The sequence below is a fragment of the uncultured Aquimarina sp. genome, from assembly GCF_947492405.1.
Taxonomy (GTDB): domain Bacteria; phylum Bacteroidota; class Bacteroidia; order Flavobacteriales; family Flavobacteriaceae; genus Aquimarina.
The window spans coordinates 338,789-362,349 of record NZ_CANLMP010000006.1 but is presented as its reverse complement, the minus strand read 5'-3'; the positions used below and the strand labels follow the sequence as shown (position 1 = coordinate 362,349).

Below are 23,561 nucleotides of genomic sequence, written 5' to 3'. Positions count from 1 at the left end.
TTTAGTATATAGAGCCTTAAAACAGTCCTGTTATTTCTCCATCATCATTAACATCTATTCCTTCTGATGATGGATGCGCTGGTAATCCAGGCATTCTCATAATTTCACCTGTTATTGGAATCAAGAAACCAGCTCCTGCAGCTATTTCAATCTCTCTTACCGTAAGTATAAAATCTTTTGGTCTACCTAGCAATTTAGGGTTGTCAGATAATGATTTTTGTGTTTTAGCAATACAAACCGGTAAGTGATCCAAGCCTAAATTTGTAATTCGTTTTAAGTGGGTTTTAGCTTTAGAAGTGTAATCCACATGTTTAGCACCATAAATTTCTGTTGCAATAGTTTCTATTTTATCAGTTACCTTAGATTCCCATTGATATAATGGCTGAAAATCTGAGGTGTCTGATGTTATTACATCAATAACATGTTTGGCTAATTCAAGACCTCCTTCTCCACCTTTTTCCCAAACCTCGGCCAACGCTACTCTAACTCCCTTACTAGCTGCAAAATCTTTAATAATATTAATTTCTGCATCACTGTCAGAGGTAAATTTATTAATGGCTATAACTGGGGTCACACTAAATTTAGCAATGTTTTCAAGGTGTTTTTCTAAATTGGGAAGTCCTTTTTGTAAGGCTTCTATATCCGGAATGGTCAAAGATTTTATATCAGCTCCTCCGTGATATTTTAATGCTCTTATGGTAGCAGTAAGCACTACTACTTTTGGTTTGAGTCCGGCACTTTGGCATTTAATATCAAAGAATTTTTCGGCCCCAAGATCAAACCCAAAACCAGCTTCGGTAACTGTATAATCAGAATGGGACATCCCCATTAGTGTAGCGATCACTGTATTTGTTCCTTGAGCGATATTTGCAAAGGGTCCACCATGAATGATAGCTGGATTTCCTTCTATGGTTTGTACTAAGTTTGGTTTTATAGCATCCTTTAGTAATGCAGTCATTGCGCCTTCAGCTTTTAGATCTTTAGCGTATATGGGTTTTTTATCATAGGTATAGCCTATAAAAATAGTACCTAAACGTTTTTTGAGATCATTTAAATTCTCTGCTAAACAAAGAATTGCCATAATTTCTGAAGCTGCGGTAATGTCAAAACCAGTTTCTCTAGGAACTCCTGATGTAGTTCCGCCCAACCCTACAATAACACGACGTAATGCACGATCATTTAAATCAACAACACGTTTCCAGCTAATGGTTCTTGGATCTAATAACAACGTATTCGTTTTACTTTGAATATTGTTGTCAATGATGGCAGCCAGTAGATTATGTGCTTTTTCAATGGCAGCAAAATCACCCGTAAAATGAAGATTGATATCCTCCATAGGTAATACTTGCGAATAGCCACCACCTGTTGCTCCGCCTTTAATTCCAAAAACTGGTCCTAAAGAAGGTTCTCTTAATACTACTGTTGTTTTTTTACCTAAACGATTTAATCCCTCAGATAAACCAATAGACATGGTAGTTTTTCCTTCACCAGCTGGAGTAGGTGAGATAGCAGAAACCAGTACCAAGTTACTGTTACTTGCATTTTGTTTATTGATGGCTTGTAAAGGTAGTTTAGCTTTGTATTTGCCATACATTTCTATTTGATCTGGATCGATACCAAATTTTTCTGCAATGGATGAAATATGCGTAAGAGTCACTTTTTTGGCAATTTGTAAATCATTCATAGCAAATAACTTTTAATCGTTGAACATTGAAAATAACTAGTACATAAGCTCTTTAAGAAGTAAAAAAGTTTTATTTATGTTTAAAAGTAGCAATTATTAAACAGTTTTTTTATGATTTTTACTAATTATCAGCTTAGATATAGAGTTTTTTGTATTTGAAACTACGAGCCTACTCACAAGTATTGTTGTTCTGTATAAAATTTTATTTTTCAGTTGTTTAAATGGAAGTTGAGTTTATGTTAAAACCGTTCTTATTCCAATTTTTTCGTTAACTCTTTTTCTGAAGGACCGATAACTCAATGCAGAACTTTGGACTACATAAATAGATTTTCCTTGACGATCATATAATCTCAAAACACCGCCTACAGTATATCTTTTTGCATTGGATATGTCTGACCATAAATATTCAATACTTTTCTTACCTGAAGTAATTTTAAAACCTTGTTCGTTATGAACAACGGAAGCAGGTATATAGTTAAATAAAATTATACCTGTATACGACATTTGACCAGCAAAATATAATAGAACAAGAACCCCTGCGATTCCTAAGAAGCCTTCGTTTAGAATGATGATTACAATCCAGTATACTAGAGCTATCGTTAAACCAATGAAAAACAAGACACCAATATATAGTATAATTTGTAACCATATTTGATGATATAATACATCATTTTTTTCAGTGGATTTCATAGTTGTGTAATGAGTTAATCTTGTTAATGATAGTAATTATATGTAAACCAATTTCCTGTTATACCAAGAAAATCAGGGTTGCAATATAGTAGCTATCCATTCTTCTTCTTCTAACTGAAAAAGAGTTCTTTTATGAAACCTGCTTTTTTCGAATTCCATACATTCTATTCTAATGGGGCGAATGGCATAACCACCCCAGTTTTTAGGTTTAGGGATGTCTTTGTTTTTATATTTTCTTTCAGTTTCTGCAAAACTACTTTTTAAAACGTCTATGTTTTCGATAGTAGCTCCTTGTTCACTAATCAACGATATGATTTTAGAATCTTTTGCTCTTTCATCAAAATAACCAACAGCCTCGGTGTCTAAAATTTTAGAGGCATTCCCCTGAATGCGTATTTGTTTTTGGGTTGTTTCCCACCAAAAAGTCAATGAGACTTTGGATGATTTCTCTATTTCTAATCCTTTTCTGGATTGTAGTGATCCTGTAATAATAAAAGCATCATTTTTTACTTCTTTTAAAGATACAAATCGTGCATTAGGATACCCATCCAATCCAGTTGAAGAAATGCAACAAGCCGAAGGTATGCGCGCTTTACTTTTCTCAAGCTCTTCAGAATACCATGTATTAAATAATTGAAAAGGATTCATACTCATTTGTTATCCTGAAAGTATTGATCAATTTTTTGTAAGCTTTTTTCCTTTTCCTCATCGGATAACCAACTTGCTTTAAAACTATTTTTAACGAGCGTAGTTATCTGTTCCTTAGAAAGATGTAAAGCCTTAGCAATTCCAAGATAATTTTCGTTCATATACCCGCCAAAATACGCTGGATCATCAGAATTAACTGTTACCAGTAGGTTTTTATCCATCATCTTAGCTATTGGATGTTCTTTTAAATCTAGTACTACTTTTAACTCTAGATTAGATAAAGGACATAGCGTAAGTGGTATTTGCAGATCGACTAATCTTTCTACCAGTTTTTCATCATCTAAGCAGCGATTACCGTGATCAATTCTAGTGATTTTCAGTAAATCTAGGGCTTCCCAAATATATTCCGAAGGACCTTCTTCTCCTGCATGTGCAACAGTTAAAAATCCTTCTTCAATCGATTTTGCAAATACACGTTCAAACTTAGAAGGAGGATTGCCTACCTCGGAAGAATCTAAACCTACAGCGCTTATCCAATCTTTATAAGGTAATGCTTGTTCCAGAGTCTTAAATGCAGAAGCTTCATCAAGATGTCTTAGAAAAGACATGATTAATTTATAGGTGATGCCTAATTTTTCTTTTCCATCTTCTAACGCAGCACGAATTCCTTTGATAACTGTATCAAAAGGAATACCACGATCTGTATGTGTTTGTGGATCAAAAAAGATCTCTACATGTATTACATTTTGTTCATGAACTTTAATAAGATATGCCCAAGTAAGATCATAAAAATCTTGTTCTGTAATTAGAACATTGGCCCCTGCATAATAGATATCCAGAAATTCCTGAAGGTTGTTAAATTGATACGCGTTCTTTAATTCAGCAACGGAATTGTATGGAATTTTCTTCTGATTTCGTTTGGCAATCTCAAACATCAATTCTGGTTCAAAAGTACCTTCGATATGTAAATGAAGTTCTGTTTTAGGAATACCTTCTATAAATTTTTCTATGGATGTCATGTTCATTTTATATTTGTGTAGTCTCATGTAGAAAACACTTTAATAACACTTCGACAAGCTTAGTATAACAGCTCGATATGAAAATTCAGTGTGACTAAATGATACTATTAAATGTCTTATTTTTTTATAAAAACTATACTTTCTGATCCTGAACCTTTGCTTGTAACATTTTAATCTCATCTCGCAATCTTGCTGCAGTCATAAAGTCTAACTCTTTTGCAGCTTTTTCCATTTCTTTACGAACATTTCGAATACGAGTTTCTAGTTGATCTTTTGTATAATAAGCAGTTTCTTCTTCTGCAGCCTTTAAGGATGGAGCAGTTTCGAATTGATAAGGTTCCACTTTTTTTCCTGCCAATGCATTGTCTAATGATTTCTTGATTGCCTTAGGCGTAATTCCGTGTTTGGTATTATAAGCAATCTGTTTTTCACGGCGATAATTAGTTTGATCAATTGTTAACTGCATGCTTTTTGTTATTTTATCTGCGTATAAGATTGCTAATCCGTTTACATTTCTTGCAGCTCTACCGATAGTTTGAGTCAGAGATCTGTTATTACGCAAGAACCCTTCTTTATCTGCATCCAAAATAGCAACCAAGGATACTTCCGGAAGATCCAATCCTTCTCTAAGAAGATTTACACCAATCAGTACATCAAAAAGGCCTTTTCGTAAGTCTTGCATAATCTCTACGCGTTCTAAAGTGTCTACATCACTATGTATATAACGGCATCGAATATCAATTCTCGTAAGATATTTGGTTAACTCTTCTGCCATTCTTTTGGTAAGCGTGGTAACTAATATACGTTCGTCTTTTTCGATTCGCTTTTGCATTTCTTCAATCAAATCATCAATCTGATTAAGACTAGGGCGTACTTCTATAATAGGGTCGAGTAATCCAGTTGGTCTTATTATCTGTTCTACATAGGTTCCTTCGCTTTTTTGTAATTCGTAATCCGCAGGTGTGGCACTGATATAAATTATCTGATTCTGAAGCGCTTCAAATTCTTCGAATTTTAAAGGTCTATTATCCATTGCAGCAGGAAGTCTGAATCCATATTCTACAAGGTTTTCTTTTCTAGATCGATCACCTCCATACATTGCGTGTGTTTGCGGGATAGTTACATGACTTTCATCTACGATCATTAGATAGTCGTCAGGAAAATAATCTAACAGACAGAAAGGTCTTGTGCCAGGATCTCTGCCATCCAGATACCGCGAGTAATTTTCAATTCCAGAGCAATACCCAAGTTCTTTGATCATTTCTAGATCAAAATTAGTGCGCTCTTCTAGGCGTTTTGCTTCCAAAAATTTTCCTATTTCTTTAAAGTACTCCACTTGCTTTCCTAGATCCAAAGCAATCTGATCAATAGCCCCATTTAATACATCAGGAGAGGTTACGAACATATTAGCGGGATAAATGTTTAGTCGATCATATTTTTCTATAATTTCATTGGTTTGCACATCAAAAGCTTCTATTTCTTCGATTTCATCACCAAAAAAGTGTACTCTAAATGCGTCATCAGCATAACTTGGATAAATATCCACAGTATCTCCTTTAATCCGGAAATTACCGTGATTAAATTCTGCTTCGGTTCTGGAATATAGACTTTGAACCAATTTATGCAGTAATGCTGTTCTGGAAACGAACTGACCTTGTTCTATAGATATTACGTTTTTCTGAAATTCTACAGGATTTCCAATACCATATAAACAAGAAACTGATGCAACGACAAGGACATCTCTACGTCCCGAAAGTAGCGAGGAAGTAGCGCTTAATCTTAATTTCTCAATCTCATCATTAATCGATAAGTCTTTTTCTATATAGGTTCCGGTTGTAGGGATATAGGCTTCTGGTTGATAATAATCGTAGTAGGAAACAAAATATTCTATAGCATTCTCAGGAAAGAATTGCTTAAATTCAGAATATAGTTGAGCGGCTAAGGTTTTATTATGCGCTAATACTAATGTAGGGCGTTGGACTTGAGAAATAACATTCGCCGCAGTAAATGTTTTTCCGGATCCGGTAACTCCTAAAAGCGTTTGATATCTTTCTCCTGCTTCCATTGCATTAACAAGTTGCTTTATCGCTTCAGGCTGATCTCCTGTGGGTTTAAAATCTGACTTGAGTTCGAACTTCATTATATAGGATATGTTTTCTGAATAAAGATACAGAATACTGTTATGATTTTTAAAACTGAATTAAAGTTTTAGGGAAAGTTTATCGTATTAAAGAAAAGCTTCCTTTGCATATTCTTCCATCACTTAATTTTACTTGGAACCAATATTGGCTGGAAGGCATTAATCTTCCACCATATGTTCCGTCCCAACCATTTCCTGAAGGAGTTAATTGTTTCAGTAGTTTGCCACTTCGATCAAAAATATAAATAATAGAATTGCCCAATACTTGTGATGATATTCCTTCTACATTCCAGGTTTCGTGAAATCCATCACCATTTGGAGTAAAATATTTAGGAAATCCTACTACAGAAATATCTTGGGTAACTTCTCCGCATCCATTTTTATCTCTTACGTATATTGTATGAAATCCAGAAGGGACGTTAGTAAACGTTGGACTATCCTGATAGGTTCTGATGTTACTACCATTATAGGCTATTGCAAATTCGTAATCACCAGATCCTGTATAGTTTATAGTAACTGTATTGTTGTCTGAAGCATCGAGGATCGTTGGTGGTAGTAAAGTTGCTATTGATGATTCTATAACTGTGACTGTTCTGTCTCTAAAACAGCCAGTTAATTGATTGGTAACGGTTACTGTATAGTCCATAGCGGTGGTCACAGTTATACGCTCCGTTATTTCTCCTGTAGACCATAAATAATCAAAATCGTTAGGATTACCAGATTCTAATCCTGAGTCAATAATAACGCTAGACCCTTCACATAAAAAAGCTTCATCTAACTCTTCTATATCTGGTAGTGGATTTACAAATAATTGTACCTGATTGATACCAAAACATTGATTTAGATTGTCCTCTATTCTGGCATATACTATATCAACACCTTGGGTTCCCGGAGTACTATTGGTATACATTGTAATAGCATTAGATTCGCTTAAGGCATCATTTATGGTTTCATAATAGACCACAGATAAATTAGGGGTGGCAATCCCAAAAAGAACTTGAGCATTTGCTTGAGTAAGATCAAACGCTCTAAATCCATCCTCAATTCCATCATCATCACATATTGATAAAAATGCATTGTTTGCAGAAGTAACACTTACCTGAAGATCCAGTGTGGAAATCCTAAAGCAGTTATTGACATTATCAGTAACACGAACAAATAATTGCTGATTGGTAGTTACATTTTGATAAGTATCTGTATTTGTAATTGATGGCGCTCCTGTGTTAGCCGATGTGAGGTCTTCAAAAAATGTAACAGTTCTATCTGTAGTTCCTCCTGTAATTTGGTCAACAGCCTCGTTCAGGTTAAATAATGTAATACCATCAGTAGGGTCATTATACTCATCACATTGTATTAAAGATGATGGATTGGCTATTGGCAATGGATCTACTTGCAACTCAAAACTAATGGTACTCAAACAAAATAATCCTGTGTTTTCCTGAACACGTACAAAAATTGTCTGTGGGTTTGAAGTATTTGTATATGGTGTAGTTTTATCAATAATTCCTGTACCTGCATCTGCGTCTGTTTGAGAAGTATGATATGTGAGGGTATAATCTGTAGGATCTAAACCATTAAGAATTTCTGTGTCCTTGTTACTTAATAAAAAGGAAACAAATCCATTAGCATCATCACTATCATCATTGTTATCACATAAAACGAATGGAGTAGGAGTGATAATCGGAGGGCCAAGATTTGCGGTTAAAGTAAATGTATCTATTATGAAGCATTCTGTTAATGTATTTTCAATTCTTACGTAAATAGTTTGGCGATTTTGTGTGCTTAAATATGGACTAGCCAATGCTCCATTACCCAAATTAGCATCTTCTTCTGATATATGATATGTTATGATTGTATTGGTTTGTGTTCCTATAATTGTAGTCGTATTACTTTCCAAATCATAGTTTGTGATTCCATCATTAGGATTTCCAACTATATCACATTCCGTAAGATTTAAGTTATTATTGGGGCCTGCATCATTTTGAGGACTATCTGGCAGTAATGCGGTTCCTGTAAATTCTAAATCAAAACCACCATTTTGAGAAAAATTATCAATGAGTATATAATATTCTTCTCCTGCAATTGCATCTATAGATCTTACAAAACCATTACCTGCTGCTCCTGGACCTTCGTTTAAGTCTGTTTCAGTATCACTAAGCCCTGTTAAGGTAGGAACTCCAGCCGCTGGAGGATTCGTAGATGAACACCGAATTGAGTTTCCGAGTGTACTACAAGTAACATTAGGTCCATATACTGCAAAATCATAATCTTCATCATTGTTATTAGATTCTGGAGTGATTATAAAGGCCAAGGTTCCTGATTGAACAATGTTTACTCTTATCCATAAGCTTTGAGATTCATTAAAACCACAACTAGGCGCGTTGTTCCCGGCAATATTAAAATCTGAAATACCTGTGCCATTAGAATTTAATTCTAAGTTAGTATTCCCACATATAACGACCGCATTTACACAATCTGTAGGCTCGTTTTGAGAATAGCTGTAAAAAAAAGATATGAAAAGTAATAAAGTGCATAGTAATGTTTTCCTCATCTACAATCTTTGTTAAGGCACGAATATACTAATTATAAAGTATTGTATTAAAAGACTTTTTAGCAGAATAATGTGATTATCTAATTAAAGAAAAGCTTCCCTTTCGGATTCTACCGTCGCCTAATTTTACTTGGAACCAATATTGGCTGGAAGGCATTAATCTTCCACCATATGTTCCGTCCCAACCATTCCCGGAAGGAACAAGTTGTTTAATTAGTTTGCCACTTCGATCAAAAATATAAATGATTGAGTTGCCCAGAACTTGAGACGAAATCCCCTCTACGTTCCAGGTTTCGTGAAATCCATCACCATTTGGGGTGAAATATTTAGGAAATCCTACCACAGAAATATCTTGGGTAACTTCTCCGCATCCATTTTTATCTCTTACGTATACTGTATGAAATCCAGGAGGAACATTAGTAAACGTTGGATTATCCTGATAGGTTCTGATGTTGCTACCATTATAGGCTATTGCAAATTCGTAATCACCAGACCCTGTATAGTTTATAGTAACTGTATTGTTGTCTGAAGCATCGAGGATTGTTGGTGGTAGTAAAGTTGCTATTGATGATTCTGTGACTGTGACTGTTCTGTCTTTAAAACAACCAGTTAATTGATTGGTAACGGTTACTGTATAGTCCATAGCAGTGGTTACAGTTATACGCTCCGTGATTTCTCCTGTAGACCATAAATAATCAAAATCGTTAGGATTACCAGATTCTAATCCTGAGTCAATAATAACGCTAGCCCCTTCACATAAAAAAGCTTCATCTAACTCTTCAATATCTGGTAGTGGATTTACAAATAACGCTACTTGATTGATACCATAACATTGATTGAGATTATCTTCAACTCTGGCGTATATAATATCTTGTCCTTGCGTTCCAGCAGTTGTATTTGTATAGAGTGTTATAGGATTGATTTCACTAAGTGCATTTTCATTGGTTTCATAATAAGAAACGTTTAAATTCGGGCTAGCAATTCCAAAAAGAACTTGTGCATTTGCCTGTGTAAGATCAAATTCTGTAAATCCATCTTCTGTACCATCGTCGTCGCATTCATTTAAAATAGCATCACTGGCAGATGTAGTGCTTACCAAAAGATCTAGTGTAGAAATTCTAAAACATCCCGTTAAATCGTCTGTTACTCGAACAAAAAGTTGCTGGTTAGCTACCGTATTTTGATAGGTAGTCATATTAGATATTGCAGGAGTTCCTGCATCTGCAGATACCATATCTTCAAAAAATAAAACTGAACGATCTGCACTACCTCCAGTAATTTGATCCGAAGCCTCATTGAGATTAAATAATGTTATACCATCATTAGTATTCATATATTCGTCACATTGAGCTAAGGAAGTATCATTAGCGACAGGTAATAAATTAATAGTTACAGAAATTTCTACAGTATCAAAACAAGTTGTATTTAGGTTATTCTCTAGTCTGGCGTATACTGCAGTCATTGTACTTGATAGTACTGCATTGACAGGATCTGGAATTGGATTTGTGTTATTTTGTGCATCTATTAACGAAGTATGATAGCTAATAGCGTAATCAGCAATATTTTGACCATTATAAATGTCTGTATTCGCCGAAGTCAAATCGTATGTTATCATGCCATTAGTGTCGTCACCATCATCGGCATTATCACAAGAAACTATTGGATTGGTTGTAAAAGCTGTTGGACTATCAAAAATCTCAATTTGGAAACTAGTTGTATCATAACAGTTGATATTACCTGTGTTTTCAATTCTTACAGCAATAGTTTGTGGATTATTTTCGGTTGTAAAATTTAGAGGCAGTACATTGATATCAGTATCAGCATCTGCAATGGATCTGAAATAACGCACTTGAAATAGATTAGGGTCTTGAGTTCCTAAAATTGTAGCGTCGTATAATGACAAATCTAAATCTGATATTCCATCATTATTGTCATCACAAATGATTTCGTCAGTAGGAGTGTTTTGTACGACTGGGACTTCAAAAAAGGTAACGTTGGCAACACCAATCAATGGGCAACTACCATCATTAAGATCAACTTCTAATCTATAATTTCCAGTAGTAGTTACATCCAGAAAAAAAGAATTATTAGTAATCTGAACATCATCGATATACCAAGTATATGTTGCCGTAGCAATATCTTGATATTCTAATCTATAGGTATCTCCTTCGCAAAGTGTAAGGTTTACATTGTTAGGGTCTCCGCTATTAATAATATCAATAGTTTGTGCAAAAATTGATTGAATAAATGGTGGTAGTCCTATTCTGGAGCCTCTTCTTCCATCTATATTTACAAATACCCCTCTATCATTGTAATCAATATTAGTTGCTAACTCTTCGGGATTCTCCACAACTCCTAGGTAGTTTCCAGTACCAGAATTAAAATCAAACAATGCTCTGTAAATTTTTCCATCAGGCCCTAGTTGTAATGCTCCTGCACTAAAAATAGATGTATCTTGTCCGTTTTGATTCAGAATTCTTGTTCCACTAGCGGAAATTTGATTGTCTGGTAATGTAAGATCAAATTGCATCAAAAAACTTTCTCCTTGACCACCAATTCCCAAACCTACTGTAGTATATAAACGTTCTCCACTTTGTGAAAATTCTATTCCATAAGGAGCATCACCGTCGTATAATTCTATTTCATTACTAACTATTCCTGTGCTATTATCAAAATCATAAAACAATACCTTTCCTGGTCCATCTCCGCCAGTGACATTGGTTAATCCAAAATGCACTACAGCTAATTTGTCTCCTTCTGGAGAAGCTTTTAGATATCCTAAGGCATTCCGTCTATAACCTGAAATGGGAACCGTTACTCCAACTTGTGATGTTACGGGAGTGGTGTTCACACCAGTTTGGTCTATACTAAACGCATAGTAAGTATCAATAAAATGAGTAATCACCCAAAAAGAATCACAATCATCACTTTTTACAGCTGTGATTTTCTCAGAACATTTATAAGAACTTTCAGCATTATCTGAAGGATTGTAAGTGATCAGAGGGATATTTTTTTCACTAACAACTACATCTCCTAATCCACCGTTTAAAGTCATATCCACAACAGAATAAGTAAACCCATTATTAAAACCATCATCTTGGTTAGCTGGGAATCCTGTATTTTGATTTGGATAGGTAGCTGCATTTTCGTGATGGGGTTCATCTACTGCAAAAATAAAATATCTATTAGGGACATTAGGTTGAGGTACAATCAATGCACTTGAGGTACTTGATGGATCACCCAATAGACCAGTGCCACCATTGTAATTAGCATTAGACATTACCTGACCATTCCGGTTCCAAGCTGTTCTTCCATCTGTGTAAAAAAGTAATTGACCTGTGGCATCAGAAATAGTAGTGCATCCTTCTAGTGTATTTATATTTCCATCTGTAAGAGGAGTAGGAGGTGTCGTGCTGAAACTTATTCCTGCGTTTTGTCCAAAATACCAATTATTAGCTTCTCCTTGTGCAAATATAGATGAGCCTAATAAAAATAAAAGAACAATTGATACGTATTTCATGAGTTGAGTTCAAAAACTCAAAGATATCATAAATCTCTCTTTTTTAGAAGATAATATGAAAGTCTCACAAATATTGCAGTCCAAACTAATACAATTAGTATTTCATACCAGTGTACAGCATAGTCTCTCTGAAATCCTTCGCCAAGTTGGTTAGCTGCAGCTTGTATAAAATTTAATCTAGACCATGGTTCATTAATAAGATTCGCCATACTGTCCAATGGTAAGAATGGAATTATTTTGTAAACCAAGTCAGAATCGAATTTCCATTTCACTAAACTTGCTAACCCCCAAACAATTCCTTCAATAATTTGCCAAAAAATAAGAAAGCCAAGAGCAAAGGCGGAACGTTTAATGAGTATGCCCAAAAACATACAAAAGGAAAAGAATCCAACCAACTTTATAAAGTAAGCAAGAATAAAATCTAAGTCAGTAATAATTATAGAGAATTCATTATAGTCCGAAAATATCAAACCTAAAACCAGTGCAACCGTAAATAAAAAGATTGTAGATATTAAGGAAAAAACTATTACTGTAAGGAATTTAGAGGTTAAAAACTCTTTTTTACTTAATCCGTCGATAAGATTTTGCTTTAGAGTTCTATTGGTATATTCATTGGCCATTATGGAAACAATAACAATAGCTAGAAAAATCTTTAGCCAAGCAGCAATATACGAGGTAAAGTGCCATATGTATGGAAAGTTAAATATTCCTTGATCTGCTAATCTAACTTTGACCCCTCCAAAATTGAACTCATATGAAGCTATAAGAGCTATAGCAGTTATTAATACAAAATAAGTAATAGTAAGTACTTTGGCAGACTTGTTAAATCGTAATTTTTGAAATTCTATATTGAGTAATCGTAACATTGCTTTAGTTTAAATTGTTGGTTAATTGTAGGAACTGTTCTTCCAGACTTTCTTTACGTTTTACCAGATGGGTAAGCGTAATACCAGCCTCGTGTAATTGCTTGTTCAGACTTTCTGCATCTAATTCACGATTTAAAAAAGCAATAAGTTTATCCTCTTCTTCTTTTATATTCCCAAAAGTACTTTGATCAGATAACCATTTTTTAAGTACGCTGTTTTGATTACTTTTTAATTCAAAGAAACCATGGCTTGCATTCATTTCATCTACAGGACCCGAATATAATTTTACCCCTTTACGAATGATAACCACATGACTACATACTTTTTCTACTTCATCTAATAAATGCGAAGCCAGAAGAATTGTAGTTCCTTTTGAAGCAATTACCTTAATAATTTCTCTGATTTGATGAATTCCTTGTGGATCTAAACCGTTTGTCGGTTCATCAAGAATAAGAATTTCCGGATCGTTTAACAGAGCCGAAGCAATTGCTAAACGTTGTTTCATACCAAGAGAGAAAGTTCTAAATTTACTATCCTTTCGATCCAAAAGACCAACAAGCTCTAACTTCTCTTCAATTTTATCAGCGGATACTTCCTTAATTTGACAGACAAGCTTCAGGTTTTGAGCAGCTGTCATATATGGATAAAAGTTAGGGCGTTCTATAATGGCTCCTACTTTTTTAAGAGCCTCGTGCGTAGAGGTAGTTCCATCAAACCAGGTAAAATCTCCCGAAGATCTGTTAACTACATTAAGGACAATACCCAGTGTAGTTGATTTACCACTTCCGTTAGGTCCTAAAATACCATAAACGTTTCCCTTTTTTATAGTAAAGGAAAGGTCATTAACGGCAGTTATTGGTCCGAATCTTTTGGTAAGATTCTTCAAGGTTAGAATAGTTTCCAATTGTATTTTTTTTGGCGGTTATATTAAACAAGACGATTAGTATTGATTTTTGTTACAAAAGAGATATCGAAAAAAAAGAAGTTAAAACTCATTTATACAAAGAAAGACCAACTTTTTAGTTGGTCTTTCTTTGTATAAAATATTTCGATCTGTTATTTTAAAATGATTTTTTTACTTAGTTGCCTCTGATCTTTTAGGTCAAGAGTAATTACATAAACGCCACTACTGATTGAATTCATAACGATAGTTCCAGAAGTTCCTATATCTTCTTTTCGAAGAATCTTTCTTCCATTCATATCATAAATATCGATGCTTTCAACTTTAGAACTGGTTTCTGCTATTTGATATGTAAGCGTTTTGTTGTTCGTGTAAATATAATACCCTTCTGCTTCAAACTCTGGTGTAGATAGGGTAGCATCATTTTTAGCTATTTCAATAAGGAATTCACTACATAACTTTGCGAATTTTGTTGCGTGCTCTGCAGTTCCAGATATGCTAAATGTGTCATTTCTAGTATGGATGTTTGGGTTATATTGTGAAAAGCTAGCTTCAAAAGGAAAAGACGCCTTATATCCTTGATTATTCCAACTAGCGTGATCAGAACAACCATAGTTACATAGAGCAGTACTGTAGGTAAGTTGATGATCTCCAGAGGCATTATAGTGGTCCATTAATTGTTTAAAAAATGCATTAAGAGTAGTATCTGTATTATCAGAGATAAAATACACATCATTAACAGAGCCATTATAATTGGTCATATCAAATTGACCAACAGCAACTACATTTACATTATTCGCTCTATAATCTGCTGCAATTTCTGCCGACCCTCGAAGTCCCACTTCTTCTGCCGCATACGCCATTACTTCGATAGTTCTTTTTGGCTGAAAACCGATTTCAAATAAAGCTCTTGTTGCTTCAGTAATCGTTGCAATACCAGATGCGTCATCATCAGCTCCCGGAGCATCATTATTTCCTTGAGAGGAGGTAGAATCTAAGTGACCACCAACAATAACAAATTCATCAGGAAATTCAGAGCCCTGGATAGTCATTACTACGGATGGCATTGGAGTGCTAGTATGATTTACTAATCGAACGCTAACATCTGACCTATTATATGTTGTTGCCATGGTTTCCCATTTTACTTTTAGATCTTGAGCTGATTGTGCTCCAGCACTAGAGGTGTGGTATCTGGTTCCATAATTTTCAAGTTCTGTTATATGATTTGCGATATTTTGAGTATTAATAGCATCCATCGCCAAATTTACTATAGCATCTTCTGTGATGGTAAATGTCATTTTACTTTGGGTAGCGCCTTCATTTTCATTTAACAAAGCCTGTTTTGCCTGACTTTCTGAAGATTTGTATATAAATCCAGGGCCGTGAACTAAAACGCGTCCGTGTAATTTATGACTTCCTTCTTCAGATATCAAAACAGCTGCTTCATTTCTTCGTTTAGCAATTATCTTTATTTCGTTAGGGTATTCTTTTTGTAATTCTTCAGCATCTATTAAAGCCATGGTGGCATAGAAAGACGATGATTCTTCTTGAGCAAAAGTGAGTGTAATTGTTAGCAATGATATCATTACTAATGAGATGAAATGTTTCATTTTAAAAGATGTTGAGTTTAGAATATAACTGTAAAGATAGGTATTTGCTAATCATACACATATTTACTTTCCTAAAAAGAAGGTGCCAATTACATATTTTGGTTAATTTTATAAACATGGAAGAAAAGCTAATGTCCAAGAAGAAACCTACTTATCCAATTAATGATAGTCTGGATAGTTATTTAAAAGAATGTAATCGTAAAATTAAAATTCCGGTGTTTTATGATGATTTGTTGAGGTTTTCTGGTTCCATTGTGGTGTATGATAGTAATGATGAGGATACGTTGTGGATACGTGTGTATTACGAGGAGCATGAACGACCAGAAATAGAATCCAGTTTAAAGAAGGTCTATACCATACTCCATTCTGATGGTAATGAAGATGCAATAGAGTTTCTTAATATTGATGCTATTGATTACTGTACTTTTGGTAATTCAAAACCGTTTAGGATTAAAATTAGGAATATCCTGAATGATAACTACACTTACATCTATGTTAAAAAAGCTGATGCTTCTCGTATTTACGGATTGGAGTTAGAGCATATGTTTTCGCCAAATAGAATTAACTTTTTGGTATATAAAAATACATTGATAGAAGAACATATAGCAGGAATTCCCGGAGATGTGTTTATTAAGGACTTTTTGCCAGACTTAAGTGACCAGGCTAAATCTCAGATAGCAAAAGAGTTTGTGAAATTCAATGAACGATGTCAGATGCGTTTGTTAGGAGATATGCGATCCTATAATTATGTAATCATCCCAATCCACGATTTTGAACATGTAGAATATAAAATTAGAGCGATAGATTTTGATCAGCAATGTTTTGAGGGTAAATTAAAAGTATATCAACCACAATTTTTTAAAGAGAATTTTGATATGGTTGCAATTGTTATGAGTAAACTACAGCCTAGCTCTATTGAACAGTATAAAAAAGAAGAACGTTCTATTTTAGCAAAACGAATATTAAACTCCAGATCACGTTATGAAACGCTAATAGATTGTATGTGTGCCGATACTATTTCTACAGAGGAAAACCTTAAAGAATTAAGGGAACACCTGTATAACTTTACATTAGATCTAAAATTTAGGAGAAGTAAATCTATGGGTGAAGTATTAAAAACGGCATTGGATTTTGTAAGGAGGAATTATGAAAATGTAAATATGAAACGATTGTTGGAGGGGTAAAGCTCCTGAGCATGTGAGTGTATGAGTATGTGAACTTTTAAGGTATTAGTTTAAGAACTCACATACTCAATGACTAAAGGACTACTTAATTTTTTTCTCTAAATCAGCATTTTTTTGTTTTAAAACTTCTACTTCTTTGATAAGCTTTTCAGTCTTTTTATTTTGCTCAATCATATAGAGCGTTAGTTCTTCTATTTTTTGAAGCAGTTTTGCATTCATTTCTCCTAATTGTATACCGTTCTCAATTACCTCTGCAGCCGAAGGAATGTTTTCTAAATGTCCTTTTTCTGCGATATGATGTTCTACTTCTTGTAAGGTTGGTAAGTTGTAGTTGTTTTCGAAAACGTAATCTGGCCAGGCATTGTATAAAGCTACTTTAATCTCTTCTGCGGCTATTTTTCCGGCAACTCCTAATTTAAAGCCTTTGGTATCTGCGGTTCCAATACCGATATTTCCATTTTTCATTATAGACATTTTACTACTTCCATCAACTTGAAAACCGAACCTAGAAGTAGCAGATCCACCTGTTATATTTATATAACTATTTCCGTCTCCAGAGGTGAAAAGGTTTACATATCTACCATCAGAATGTGATGTTTTAATTACTCCTCGTACGTCTAGTTTTGCTAAAGGATTTGTAGTTCCGATACCTACATTACCAGTTTTATTAATTGATAATCTTGCAGTAGGACCTGCTGTGACAGTATTAGAAGTTCCTAAGAAAAAATTACCATTCACTGGATCAAACCTTATTTCACTTGAGTATTGTAAAGGATCTAAATCAACTCCACCGGATGGTTTGTACAAAAAACCTATAACTTTATGTCCACCATCGTGAAAAGTATATGTATTCCCGATCTGAAGTTTTTCTTGCGGATTTGTTGTTCCAATACCAATTCCACTCCCATCTCCTTTAATGGTCATTAATTTGGAATTTCCATTATTACTGTTGAAAGAAATGTCTTGAGTATCTCTGGTCTCAATCTCTAATGGCAATCCGTAACTTCTAATTTCATTTGCACCACCCACATTATTTCTAAAAAGCAAATTACCATTCGTGTCTCCTAGTTTAATTCCTTTGGATGTTCCAGATACATCTAATGCAACACTAGGATTTTTTGTTCCAATACCTACATTGCCTCCATTAAAATAGGAGCTTCCATTGGAGTGAATTAAAAACTTATGTTCTACCGCATCATTTCTTCCATAAATGTAGCCATCCGCTCCAGCATTTAATGCTACCCTATAGCTACCATTTTTATCAACTGTTACATGTTGAGTTGCTCTAATGTTACCATTTACGTGTAGTTTTGCTCCAGGATTTGTAGTTCCTATACCTACGTTACCTCCGTTAAAGAGTATTTTGTTAGTTCCGTTTTGTGTAGTAATGTTAAATGATGATAAATCAGAACCTAATCCCATCCAAGTTCTTCTTTTATTGGTGTTATCCATCCAATTTGTGTATAACCAATTGTTATCTAGGGTCTTAAATGTTAGAACATCATCAGAATTTGAATTGATTTGTAAAGGTGATAAAGGGCTTGTCGTTCCAATACCTACGTTACCGGTATTTTCAATTTTATTAGTTTGTCCATAAGAACTAAAAACGATCCCTAAAATTAGAGATAATATGATTCTGTTTTTTTTCATGATTACTTTTAATAGTTGTCTTTTAGAGCACAATAACTCTATAAAATTTTATAGTGCTTTTATATACGTGTCTTGAGATTACCAATTGTTACCATGAAAAATGAAGTTTTTTTAATCAAGGCGATAATGCATAGAGATTTGTAGTGTTACCGTATCAAAAGATAAAACACATAGTTTGTCTATAAATGGGAGTTGGGTGTAGGAGATCCAATATCCGATTTTGAAAATGGATGTTATTTAAAGAACACTAAATTTAGAGAGCTGAGATTATATAAGAGTGAAGTGTAAGCAAAGAAGTCAGAAGTTTCAATTCAATTTTAACCTCTGACTTCCAGTTTAATATATTTTTAATCCTTCTGTTCTTTATTAAAGTATACCAGATAATAATACATCTGTTTTTCTTCATCCCAACCTTTTTCTACAAATTTTTCTGCAGATTCTGGATTGATAAAATCCATCTTGATCTGGATGTTTGTATCTAGATTAATGGTGTTTTTGATTTTTTTTCTTGCGGCAGATACGGCCGTATTAGCAATTGGGAACTCTGTGAGATCTTCGATATGATATTTTGGAGCTTTTTCTGTTTTGTAATGTTTAAATTCTGGAATTAGATCTGGATTGTCAATGACTTCATTTAGGAAAGCAGATTCTTCAAACGTATCATTTTTCGCGAAGTGATTCACCGCTCGGTTCATAAACATCACTTCTTCCTTTTTATCTTCTGCAGGTAATACCACATCTTTAGCAAAATCCTGACAGAATTTCATGTACTTTTTGGTATAAAAGTTTTCATCCTCAAAAGCTTCAACTCCTAAGAAATGTTCTAACCAATATTTAGTATCATAACGGTTAGAATCCACAGAAAGAATTTTGTAGCCTTCTTCTTTTTTATGATTGAAAATTAAACATCCTTTATCAAGTTTGTTAAGGTTTACACCTTGTTGATGTAATAATTCTATATCACTTCCTTTTTCTTCAAATTGAAGGAAGTCATATTTTAATTCTGATTTAAAAATTCCTATAGCAGCCGTTTTTTCATTATCTATAGTTAGGTTTTCTAGGTAAGTGACGTATACTTCACCACTTTTAATATGTGGATGCTGCGATTGCTCGTATAACAAAGAAGCAATTCGCTTGGACTTTTCATGAGCGGAAGACGGGTTATTAAAAATCTCAGTAACAATCTTATACAGCGGATTAAATTCTACATCAACTTCATTTGAAAATTGAAAATAGTTTTCTTCTTTTTCTCTAAAGGGTTTGAAGAAGTATTCTTTCAATAAAGCTGTTAATTCATCATTGAGAGCATAAGGAGAATCAGAGAGAAATATATTCTCGTTTCTACTTTTATTTCCTATTCTGTGAATCGAAAGCGATTCTATTTGGGTGCTGTATAAGTTGATCATATTTTTTAGTTACAGAGAAGCAAAGCTACAAAGTATCAAAGATTTAATTATATAAATTTAATTAAGAATCTTTGATTTTTTGATATAGCTAGATAGCATGCACTCTATTTCTCTAGTGTCTTCGTATAACGAATTAAAATTATTTTCTTTTAAAAAAGAAAGATTTTTTCCGATTTCTAACTGCGTCTGAACTTCAAACAATGAACTAATTGAAATATTTAGGAACCGAATATATTCTTTTTTACTCTCTCTACCATAACCTTCTGCAATATTACTGGGAATTGAAACTGAGGCTCTTCTTATCTGAGAAGTTAAGCCATATATTTCTTCTTTCGGAAACTTTGTTGTTTCCAGATAAATATTGTTGACCGAAACCATAGATTTTTGCCATATTTTCAGATCCCGATAGGTACTCAATATTAGCTTTTTTAAATTTAGACTTTGTAACTTAGATTCTTTAAGATTAATTCCAATTTTCATCAAATCCTAATTCATCATAGTCGTCAAGATCTAGGAAACCTTCGTCTTCGTCATTTTCGTCTAAACCATCTGCTTTAAATTCTTTATCAGGCGCATTATCGGGTATCTGCCCGTGAATATACATGACATTTGGATACTCTCTTCCGTTTTCATATTCGGCGATTTCTGCAAGTTCTACCAAAAAAGTCCACATACTAAGAAAATCATATATATAAATCAATCTGGGAGAAGCTTCATGAACAACATCAATCAGTGATGTTTCATTCATCAATCTTACTGGCTGATTGCCATCACTCATATCAAAAAGAGAGATCTCTTCTCCTTGATTCCATTGTTCATCACTAGTATAAAAAGAGGCCATTTCCATACCATCGAAACCAAAAGATTGGTTGATTACGTTATGAAATTGCTCTAACGTAGCATCTTGCTCTATTTCAATATCCCTAAATACATCTTCTTCTGTGTCCAGGATAATTCTGAAGCGGTAAATCATTCTTGATTAATTTGGATGGACAAAGATACAAACTTGTTTCTGACTATTTTAAATTTTCAGACTTCAATAGCTTTATTTTTATACACTTCTAGCATAATGTAAAACTGTACTCCAAACAATAAAGAAGATAATACTAAATGTAATGGTTGTGATAGAAATGGAAAATCAAAATAGTACATCAATATACCAGTTAATGCTTCTAAACCAATTAGTATTAGAACCCAATTTAATTTAGATAGACCGAATTGCATTTTTTTGTTATACCAAATAAGCCAAGCGTTAACAAGGACTACTATAATAGAAAATGATCTATGGATGTAAAAAGTGAATGTAGGAGGATTTAACCATTCCGATTTTGATAGTTCGCCAACTATTTTTATTTGTTCATCCACGTATTGACGTACTTGTGTACCTAATGCAACCTGAACTAAAGTAAGAATCACAGAAAAGAGTAAAATACTTTTAAAAGTAGTGCTAAACTCTAGAGATTTAATTCTGTCTTTTGTTAAGAAAAGAACATATAATAATATTGCTAAAATAATGAATGCTACCAACATGTGAATGGTGATTCTAAGCGGCAATAAATTAGAGTCTACCACAATTTTACCTAACCAAGCCTGGAATGCCATAGCTATAATAGTAATACCAGCAAATAGTGTGATTTTTCGTTTTTCTTTCCAAAACCATAATGATAGAATAAACATCAATAATATAGGTATCCCTGAAAGTACGGTAACCAATCTATTGATATATTCAATCCAGGTATGCCAGACATTAAATTTAGCATAATCATGTTTTGTATATGATTCCCAGTTGCTTGGGTTGTACGTGGAAGAAGATGTAAAATCTTTAGCTGCAATTCTCAGTTCTTCATTCAGAATCACAATAAAACCTTCCTGATATTGATAATTAGGTTTCCACTGAATCTGCGATTCTTCAGTAGGAGGAATATAATATCCAAAACACTTCGGCCAATCTGGGCATCCCATTCCAGATCCTGTCATTCTAACTACAGCTCCTGCAATGATGATTAAATAAATCAGTATTATAGATGTGATAACGAGTGGTCTGAAATATTTTTTCATGAATTAAGAATCTAAGTTCAGTCTTTTTTGTTAGAATTTTTGTCATTCCGGCGCAGGCTAGAATCTACATTATATATGGTTCAAAACGTAACTACATTTTGGATCCCAGCATAGGCTGGAATAACAAGTTCTGTTTAATATTTCAAAAATTTCATTTTACAGTTCAAAATATGATTATCCAAAGAACTAACCTAGAACTATGAACCATTAACCATTAACCCTAGTTCTTCTCCTTTTTTAATCATAAACTGGTATGCTGCTTCGTGTTCATTTGGTATTTCTCCTTCCAAAATAGCTTCTTTAATAGCTTCTTTAATAATCCCTATTTCGCGTGATGGCTTGATGCTGAATGTGCTCATTATTTCTTCTCCACTTACTGGTGGTTGGAAATTACGAATATGATCACGTTCTTCTACTTCTACCATTTTCTGGCGAACAATCTTAAAATTATTATGATATTTCTTAAAACGTTTTGGGTTTTTTGTGGTGATATCTGCTTCGCAAAGAGTCATTAGCTCTTCAATATAATCACCTGCATCAAAGACCAGCCTTCTTACTGCAGCATCCGTAACATCCGATGCAATAACAATAGGGCGTGAACTCATTAATACCATTTTCTGAACAAATTTCATTTTGTCATTCAAAGGCATTTTTAAACGCTTAAATAATTTGAAAACCATCTTAGAACCAACAAACTCGTGACCATGAAATGTCCAGCCTACTTTTTTACTAAATCGTTTGGTAGGAGCTTTACCTATATCATGTAATAAAGCTGCCCAGCGCAACCATACATCGTCAGTATTTTCTGAAATGTTGTCTACAACCTCTAATGTATGATAAAAATTATCTTTGTGTTTTTGCCCTTCGACCTCGTCAATACCTTTTAGTGCAACTAATTCTGGTAGTATATAAGGTAATAGCCCAGTTTTTTCTAATAGAAGAAAACCAACAGATGGTTTTTCGCTCAATAAGATTTTATTCAATTCATCAACAATGCGTTCTTTGGTGATGATTTTGATACGATCTTTATTTTTAGTAATTGCTTTTAAAGATTTCTCTTCAATTTTAAAATTTAATTGCGTTGCAAAACGAATGGCTCGCATCATCCTAAGAGGATCATCAGAATACGTAATATCTGGATCCAATGGTGTACGGATAACCTTAGCTCTTAGGTCAGTAAGACCGTCAAAAGGATCTAAAATGTCACCAAAACTATCTTTAGAAAGATTTAATGCCAATGCATTGATCGTGAAATCTCTTCTATCCTGATCGTCTTGTAATGTTCCATTTTCTACAATTGGATTACGGCTATTTTCTCTATAAGATTCTTTTCTGGCTCCCACAAATTCAACCTCAATATCGTCCGCTTTAAGCATGGCCGTTCCATAGGTTTTGAAAATCTGAATTTTAGGGTTACCTGGTAATAATTTAGAAACTTCTTTTGCTAATTCGATACCACTGCCAACAGCTACAATATCAATATCCTTAGCAGTACCTCTTTGTAAAATATAATCTCTTACAAAACCTCCTATAACGTAACTTTCCAATTGGAGGTTTGCAGATGCTTGCGTTATGGTATTAAAAACAGAATGTTGTAAGGCTTCTTTGTAATTCTTAGCTTCCGACATGAATCA

At 33.9% G+C, this 23,561-nt stretch carries 17 protein-coding genes; 1 reads left to right on the top strand and 16 read right to left on the bottom strand.

Translation table 11 applies throughout. The features are described from left to right. Positions 1-16: 16 nt before the first annotated feature. The 10 genes from Q0829_RS21135 to Q0829_RS21090 all read right to left on the bottom strand — a co-directional run bounded on the left by Q0829_RS21135 (position 17) and on the right by Q0829_RS21090 (position 15,629). Positions 17-1,684, bottom strand: coding sequence for a formate--tetrahydrofolate ligase (locus tag Q0829_RS21135; protein ID WP_298546673.1), 1,668 nt, complete (start codon positions 1,682-1,684; stop codon positions 17-19). 234 nt (positions 1,685-1,918) lie between these two features. Beyond that, a complete protein-coding gene (locus Q0829_RS21130; protein ID WP_298546671.1) occupies positions 1,919-2,374 on the bottom strand; it encodes a hypothetical protein in 456 nt (151 codons plus the stop codon). 72 nt (positions 2,375-2,446) lie between these two features. After that, the gene (locus Q0829_RS21125; RefSeq protein WP_298546669.1) at positions 2,447-3,022 is read right to left on the bottom strand and encodes a pyridoxal 5'-phosphate synthase; all 576 of its coding nucleotides are present in this window, start codon (positions 3,020-3,022) and stop codon (positions 2,447-2,449) included. 2 nt (positions 3,023-3,024) lie between these two features. Then, positions 3,025-4,068 (bottom strand): adenosine deaminase, encoded by a 1,044-nt coding sequence (locus Q0829_RS21120; RefSeq protein WP_298546667.1) that lies wholly within the window; start codon positions 4,066-4,068, stop codon positions 3,025-3,027. Between the two features lie 106 nt (positions 4,069-4,174). Next, positions 4,175-6,181, bottom strand: a complete 2,007-nt coding sequence (gene uvrB / locus Q0829_RS21115) for an excinuclease ABC subunit UvrB (protein ID WP_298546665.1) — start codon at positions 6,179-6,181, stop codon at positions 4,175-4,177. A 79-nt stretch (positions 6,182-6,260) separates the two neighbouring features. After that, positions 6,261-8,732 (bottom strand): T9SS type B sorting domain-containing protein, encoded by a 2,472-nt coding sequence (locus tag Q0829_RS21110; RefSeq protein ID WP_298546663.1) that lies wholly within the window; start codon positions 8,730-8,732, stop codon positions 6,261-6,263. A gap of 76 nt (positions 8,733-8,808) precedes the next feature. Continuing rightward, positions 8,809-12,252 carry a T9SS type B sorting domain-containing protein gene (locus tag Q0829_RS21105; protein ID WP_298546661.1) on the bottom strand — a complete coding sequence of 1,148 codons (3,444 nt, stop codon included), beginning with the start codon at positions 12,250-12,252 and terminating at the stop codon, positions 8,809-8,811. A 26-nt stretch (positions 12,253-12,278) separates the two neighbouring features. After that, positions 12,279-13,118, bottom strand: coding sequence for an ABC transporter permease subunit (locus Q0829_RS21100; RefSeq protein ID WP_298546659.1), 840 nt, complete (start codon positions 13,116-13,118; stop codon positions 12,279-12,281). A 4-nt stretch (positions 13,119-13,122) separates the two neighbouring features. Then, positions 13,123-14,022 (bottom strand): ABC transporter ATP-binding protein, encoded by a 900-nt coding sequence (locus Q0829_RS21095; RefSeq protein ID WP_298546657.1) that lies wholly within the window; start codon positions 14,020-14,022, stop codon positions 13,123-13,125. A gap of 152 nt (positions 14,023-14,174) precedes the next feature. Next, complete coding sequence (locus tag Q0829_RS21090) at positions 14,175-15,629, bottom strand: M20/M25/M40 family metallo-hydrolase (protein WP_298546655.1); 1,455 nt, start codon at positions 15,627-15,629, stop codon at positions 14,175-14,177. Positions 15,630-15,745: 116 nt separating this feature from the next. Between Q0829_RS21090 and Q0829_RS21085 the strand changes: the two genes are divergently transcribed. Next, a complete protein-coding gene (locus tag Q0829_RS21085) occupies positions 15,746-16,813 on the top strand; it encodes a hypothetical protein (protein WP_298546653.1) in 1,068 nt (355 codons plus the stop codon). Positions 16,814-16,894: 81 nt separating this feature from the next. Here the strand turns inward: Q0829_RS21085 and Q0829_RS21080 are convergent, their stop codons facing one another. The 6 genes from Q0829_RS21080 to Q0829_RS21055 form a co-directional block, all read right to left on the bottom strand. Then, positions 16,895-18,463 carry a hypothetical protein gene (locus Q0829_RS21080; RefSeq protein WP_298546651.1) on the bottom strand — a complete coding sequence of 523 codons (1,569 nt, stop codon included), beginning with the start codon at positions 18,461-18,463 and terminating at the stop codon, positions 16,895-16,897. 347 nt (positions 18,464-18,810) lie between these two features. Beyond that, positions 18,811-19,869 carry a nucleoid-associated protein gene (locus tag Q0829_RS21075; protein WP_298546649.1) on the bottom strand — a complete coding sequence of 353 codons (1,059 nt, stop codon included), beginning with the start codon at positions 19,867-19,869 and terminating at the stop codon, positions 18,811-18,813. A 57-nt stretch (positions 19,870-19,926) separates the two neighbouring features. Then, a complete protein-coding gene (locus Q0829_RS21070; protein ID WP_366893731.1) occupies positions 19,927-20,349 on the bottom strand; it encodes a four helix bundle protein in 423 nt (140 codons plus the stop codon). Continuing rightward, positions 20,333-20,842, bottom strand: coding sequence for a hypothetical protein (locus tag Q0829_RS21065; RefSeq protein WP_298546647.1), 510 nt, complete (start codon positions 20,840-20,842; stop codon positions 20,333-20,335). The genes Q0829_RS21070 and Q0829_RS21065 overlap by 17 nt, the downstream gene beginning before the upstream one ends. Before the next feature lie 56 nt (positions 20,843-20,898). Then, a complete protein-coding gene (locus tag Q0829_RS21060; protein WP_298546645.1) occupies positions 20,899-21,927 on the bottom strand; it encodes a COX15/CtaA family protein in 1,029 nt (342 codons plus the stop codon). Positions 21,928-22,124: 197 nt separating this feature from the next. Then, the gene (locus Q0829_RS21055) at positions 22,125-23,555 is read right to left on the bottom strand and encodes an HD domain-containing protein (protein WP_298546643.1); all 1,431 of its coding nucleotides are present in this window, start codon (positions 23,553-23,555) and stop codon (positions 22,125-22,127) included. Positions 23,556-23,561 lie beyond the last annotated feature (6 nt).

Coding starts and splice junctions, on each gene's coding strand:
- Q0829_RS21080 (WP_298546651.1), bottom strand. CDS start 18,463: ATGAAAAAAAACAGAATCATATTATCTCTAATTTTAGGGATCGTTTTT.
- Q0829_RS21105 (WP_298546661.1), bottom strand. CDS start 12,252: ATGAAATACGTATCAATTGTTCTTTTATTTTTATTAGGCTCATCTATA.
- Q0829_RS21070 (WP_366893731.1), bottom strand. CDS start 20,349: ATGAAAATTGGAATTAATCTTAAAGAATCTAAGTTACAAAGTCTAAAT.
- Q0829_RS21120 (WP_298546667.1), bottom strand. CDS start 4,068: ATGAGACTACACAAATATAAAATGAACATGACATCCATAGAAAAATTT.
- Q0829_RS21075 (WP_298546649.1), bottom strand. CDS start 19,869: ATGATCAACTTATACAGCACCCAAATAGAATCGCTTTCGATTCACAGA.
- Q0829_RS21060 (WP_298546645.1), bottom strand. CDS start 21,927: ATGAAAAAATATTTCAGACCACTCGTTATCACATCTATAATACTGATT.
- Q0829_RS21055 (WP_298546643.1), bottom strand. CDS start 23,555: ATGTCGGAAGCTAAGAATTACAAAGAAGCCTTACAACATTCTGTTTTT.
- Q0829_RS21125 (WP_298546669.1), bottom strand. CDS start 3,022: ATGAATCCTTTTCAATTATTTAATACATGGTATTCTGAAGAGCTTGAG.
- Q0829_RS21130 (WP_298546671.1), bottom strand. CDS start 2,374: ATGAAATCCACTGAAAAAAATGATGTATTATATCATCAAATATGGTTA.
- uvrB (WP_298546665.1), bottom strand. CDS start 6,181: ATGAAGTTCGAACTCAAGTCAGATTTTAAACCCACAGGAGATCAGCCT.
- Q0829_RS21090 (WP_298546655.1), bottom strand. CDS start 15,629: ATGAAACATTTCATCTCATTAGTAATGATATCATTGCTAACAATTACA.
- Q0829_RS21085 (WP_298546653.1), top strand. CDS start 15,746: ATGGAAGAAAAGCTAATGTCCAAGAAGAAACCTACTTATCCAATTAAT.
- Q0829_RS21110 (WP_298546663.1), bottom strand. CDS start 8,732: ATGAGGAAAACATTACTATGCACTTTATTACTTTTCATATCTTTTTTT.
- Q0829_RS21100 (WP_298546659.1), bottom strand. CDS start 13,118: ATGTTACGATTACTCAATATAGAATTTCAAAAATTACGATTTAACAAG.
- Q0829_RS21065 (WP_298546647.1), bottom strand. CDS start 20,842: ATGATTTACCGCTTCAGAATTATCCTGGACACAGAAGAAGATGTATTT.
- Q0829_RS21135 (WP_298546673.1), bottom strand. CDS start 1,684: ATGAATGATTTACAAATTGCCAAAAAAGTGACTCTTACGCATATTTCA.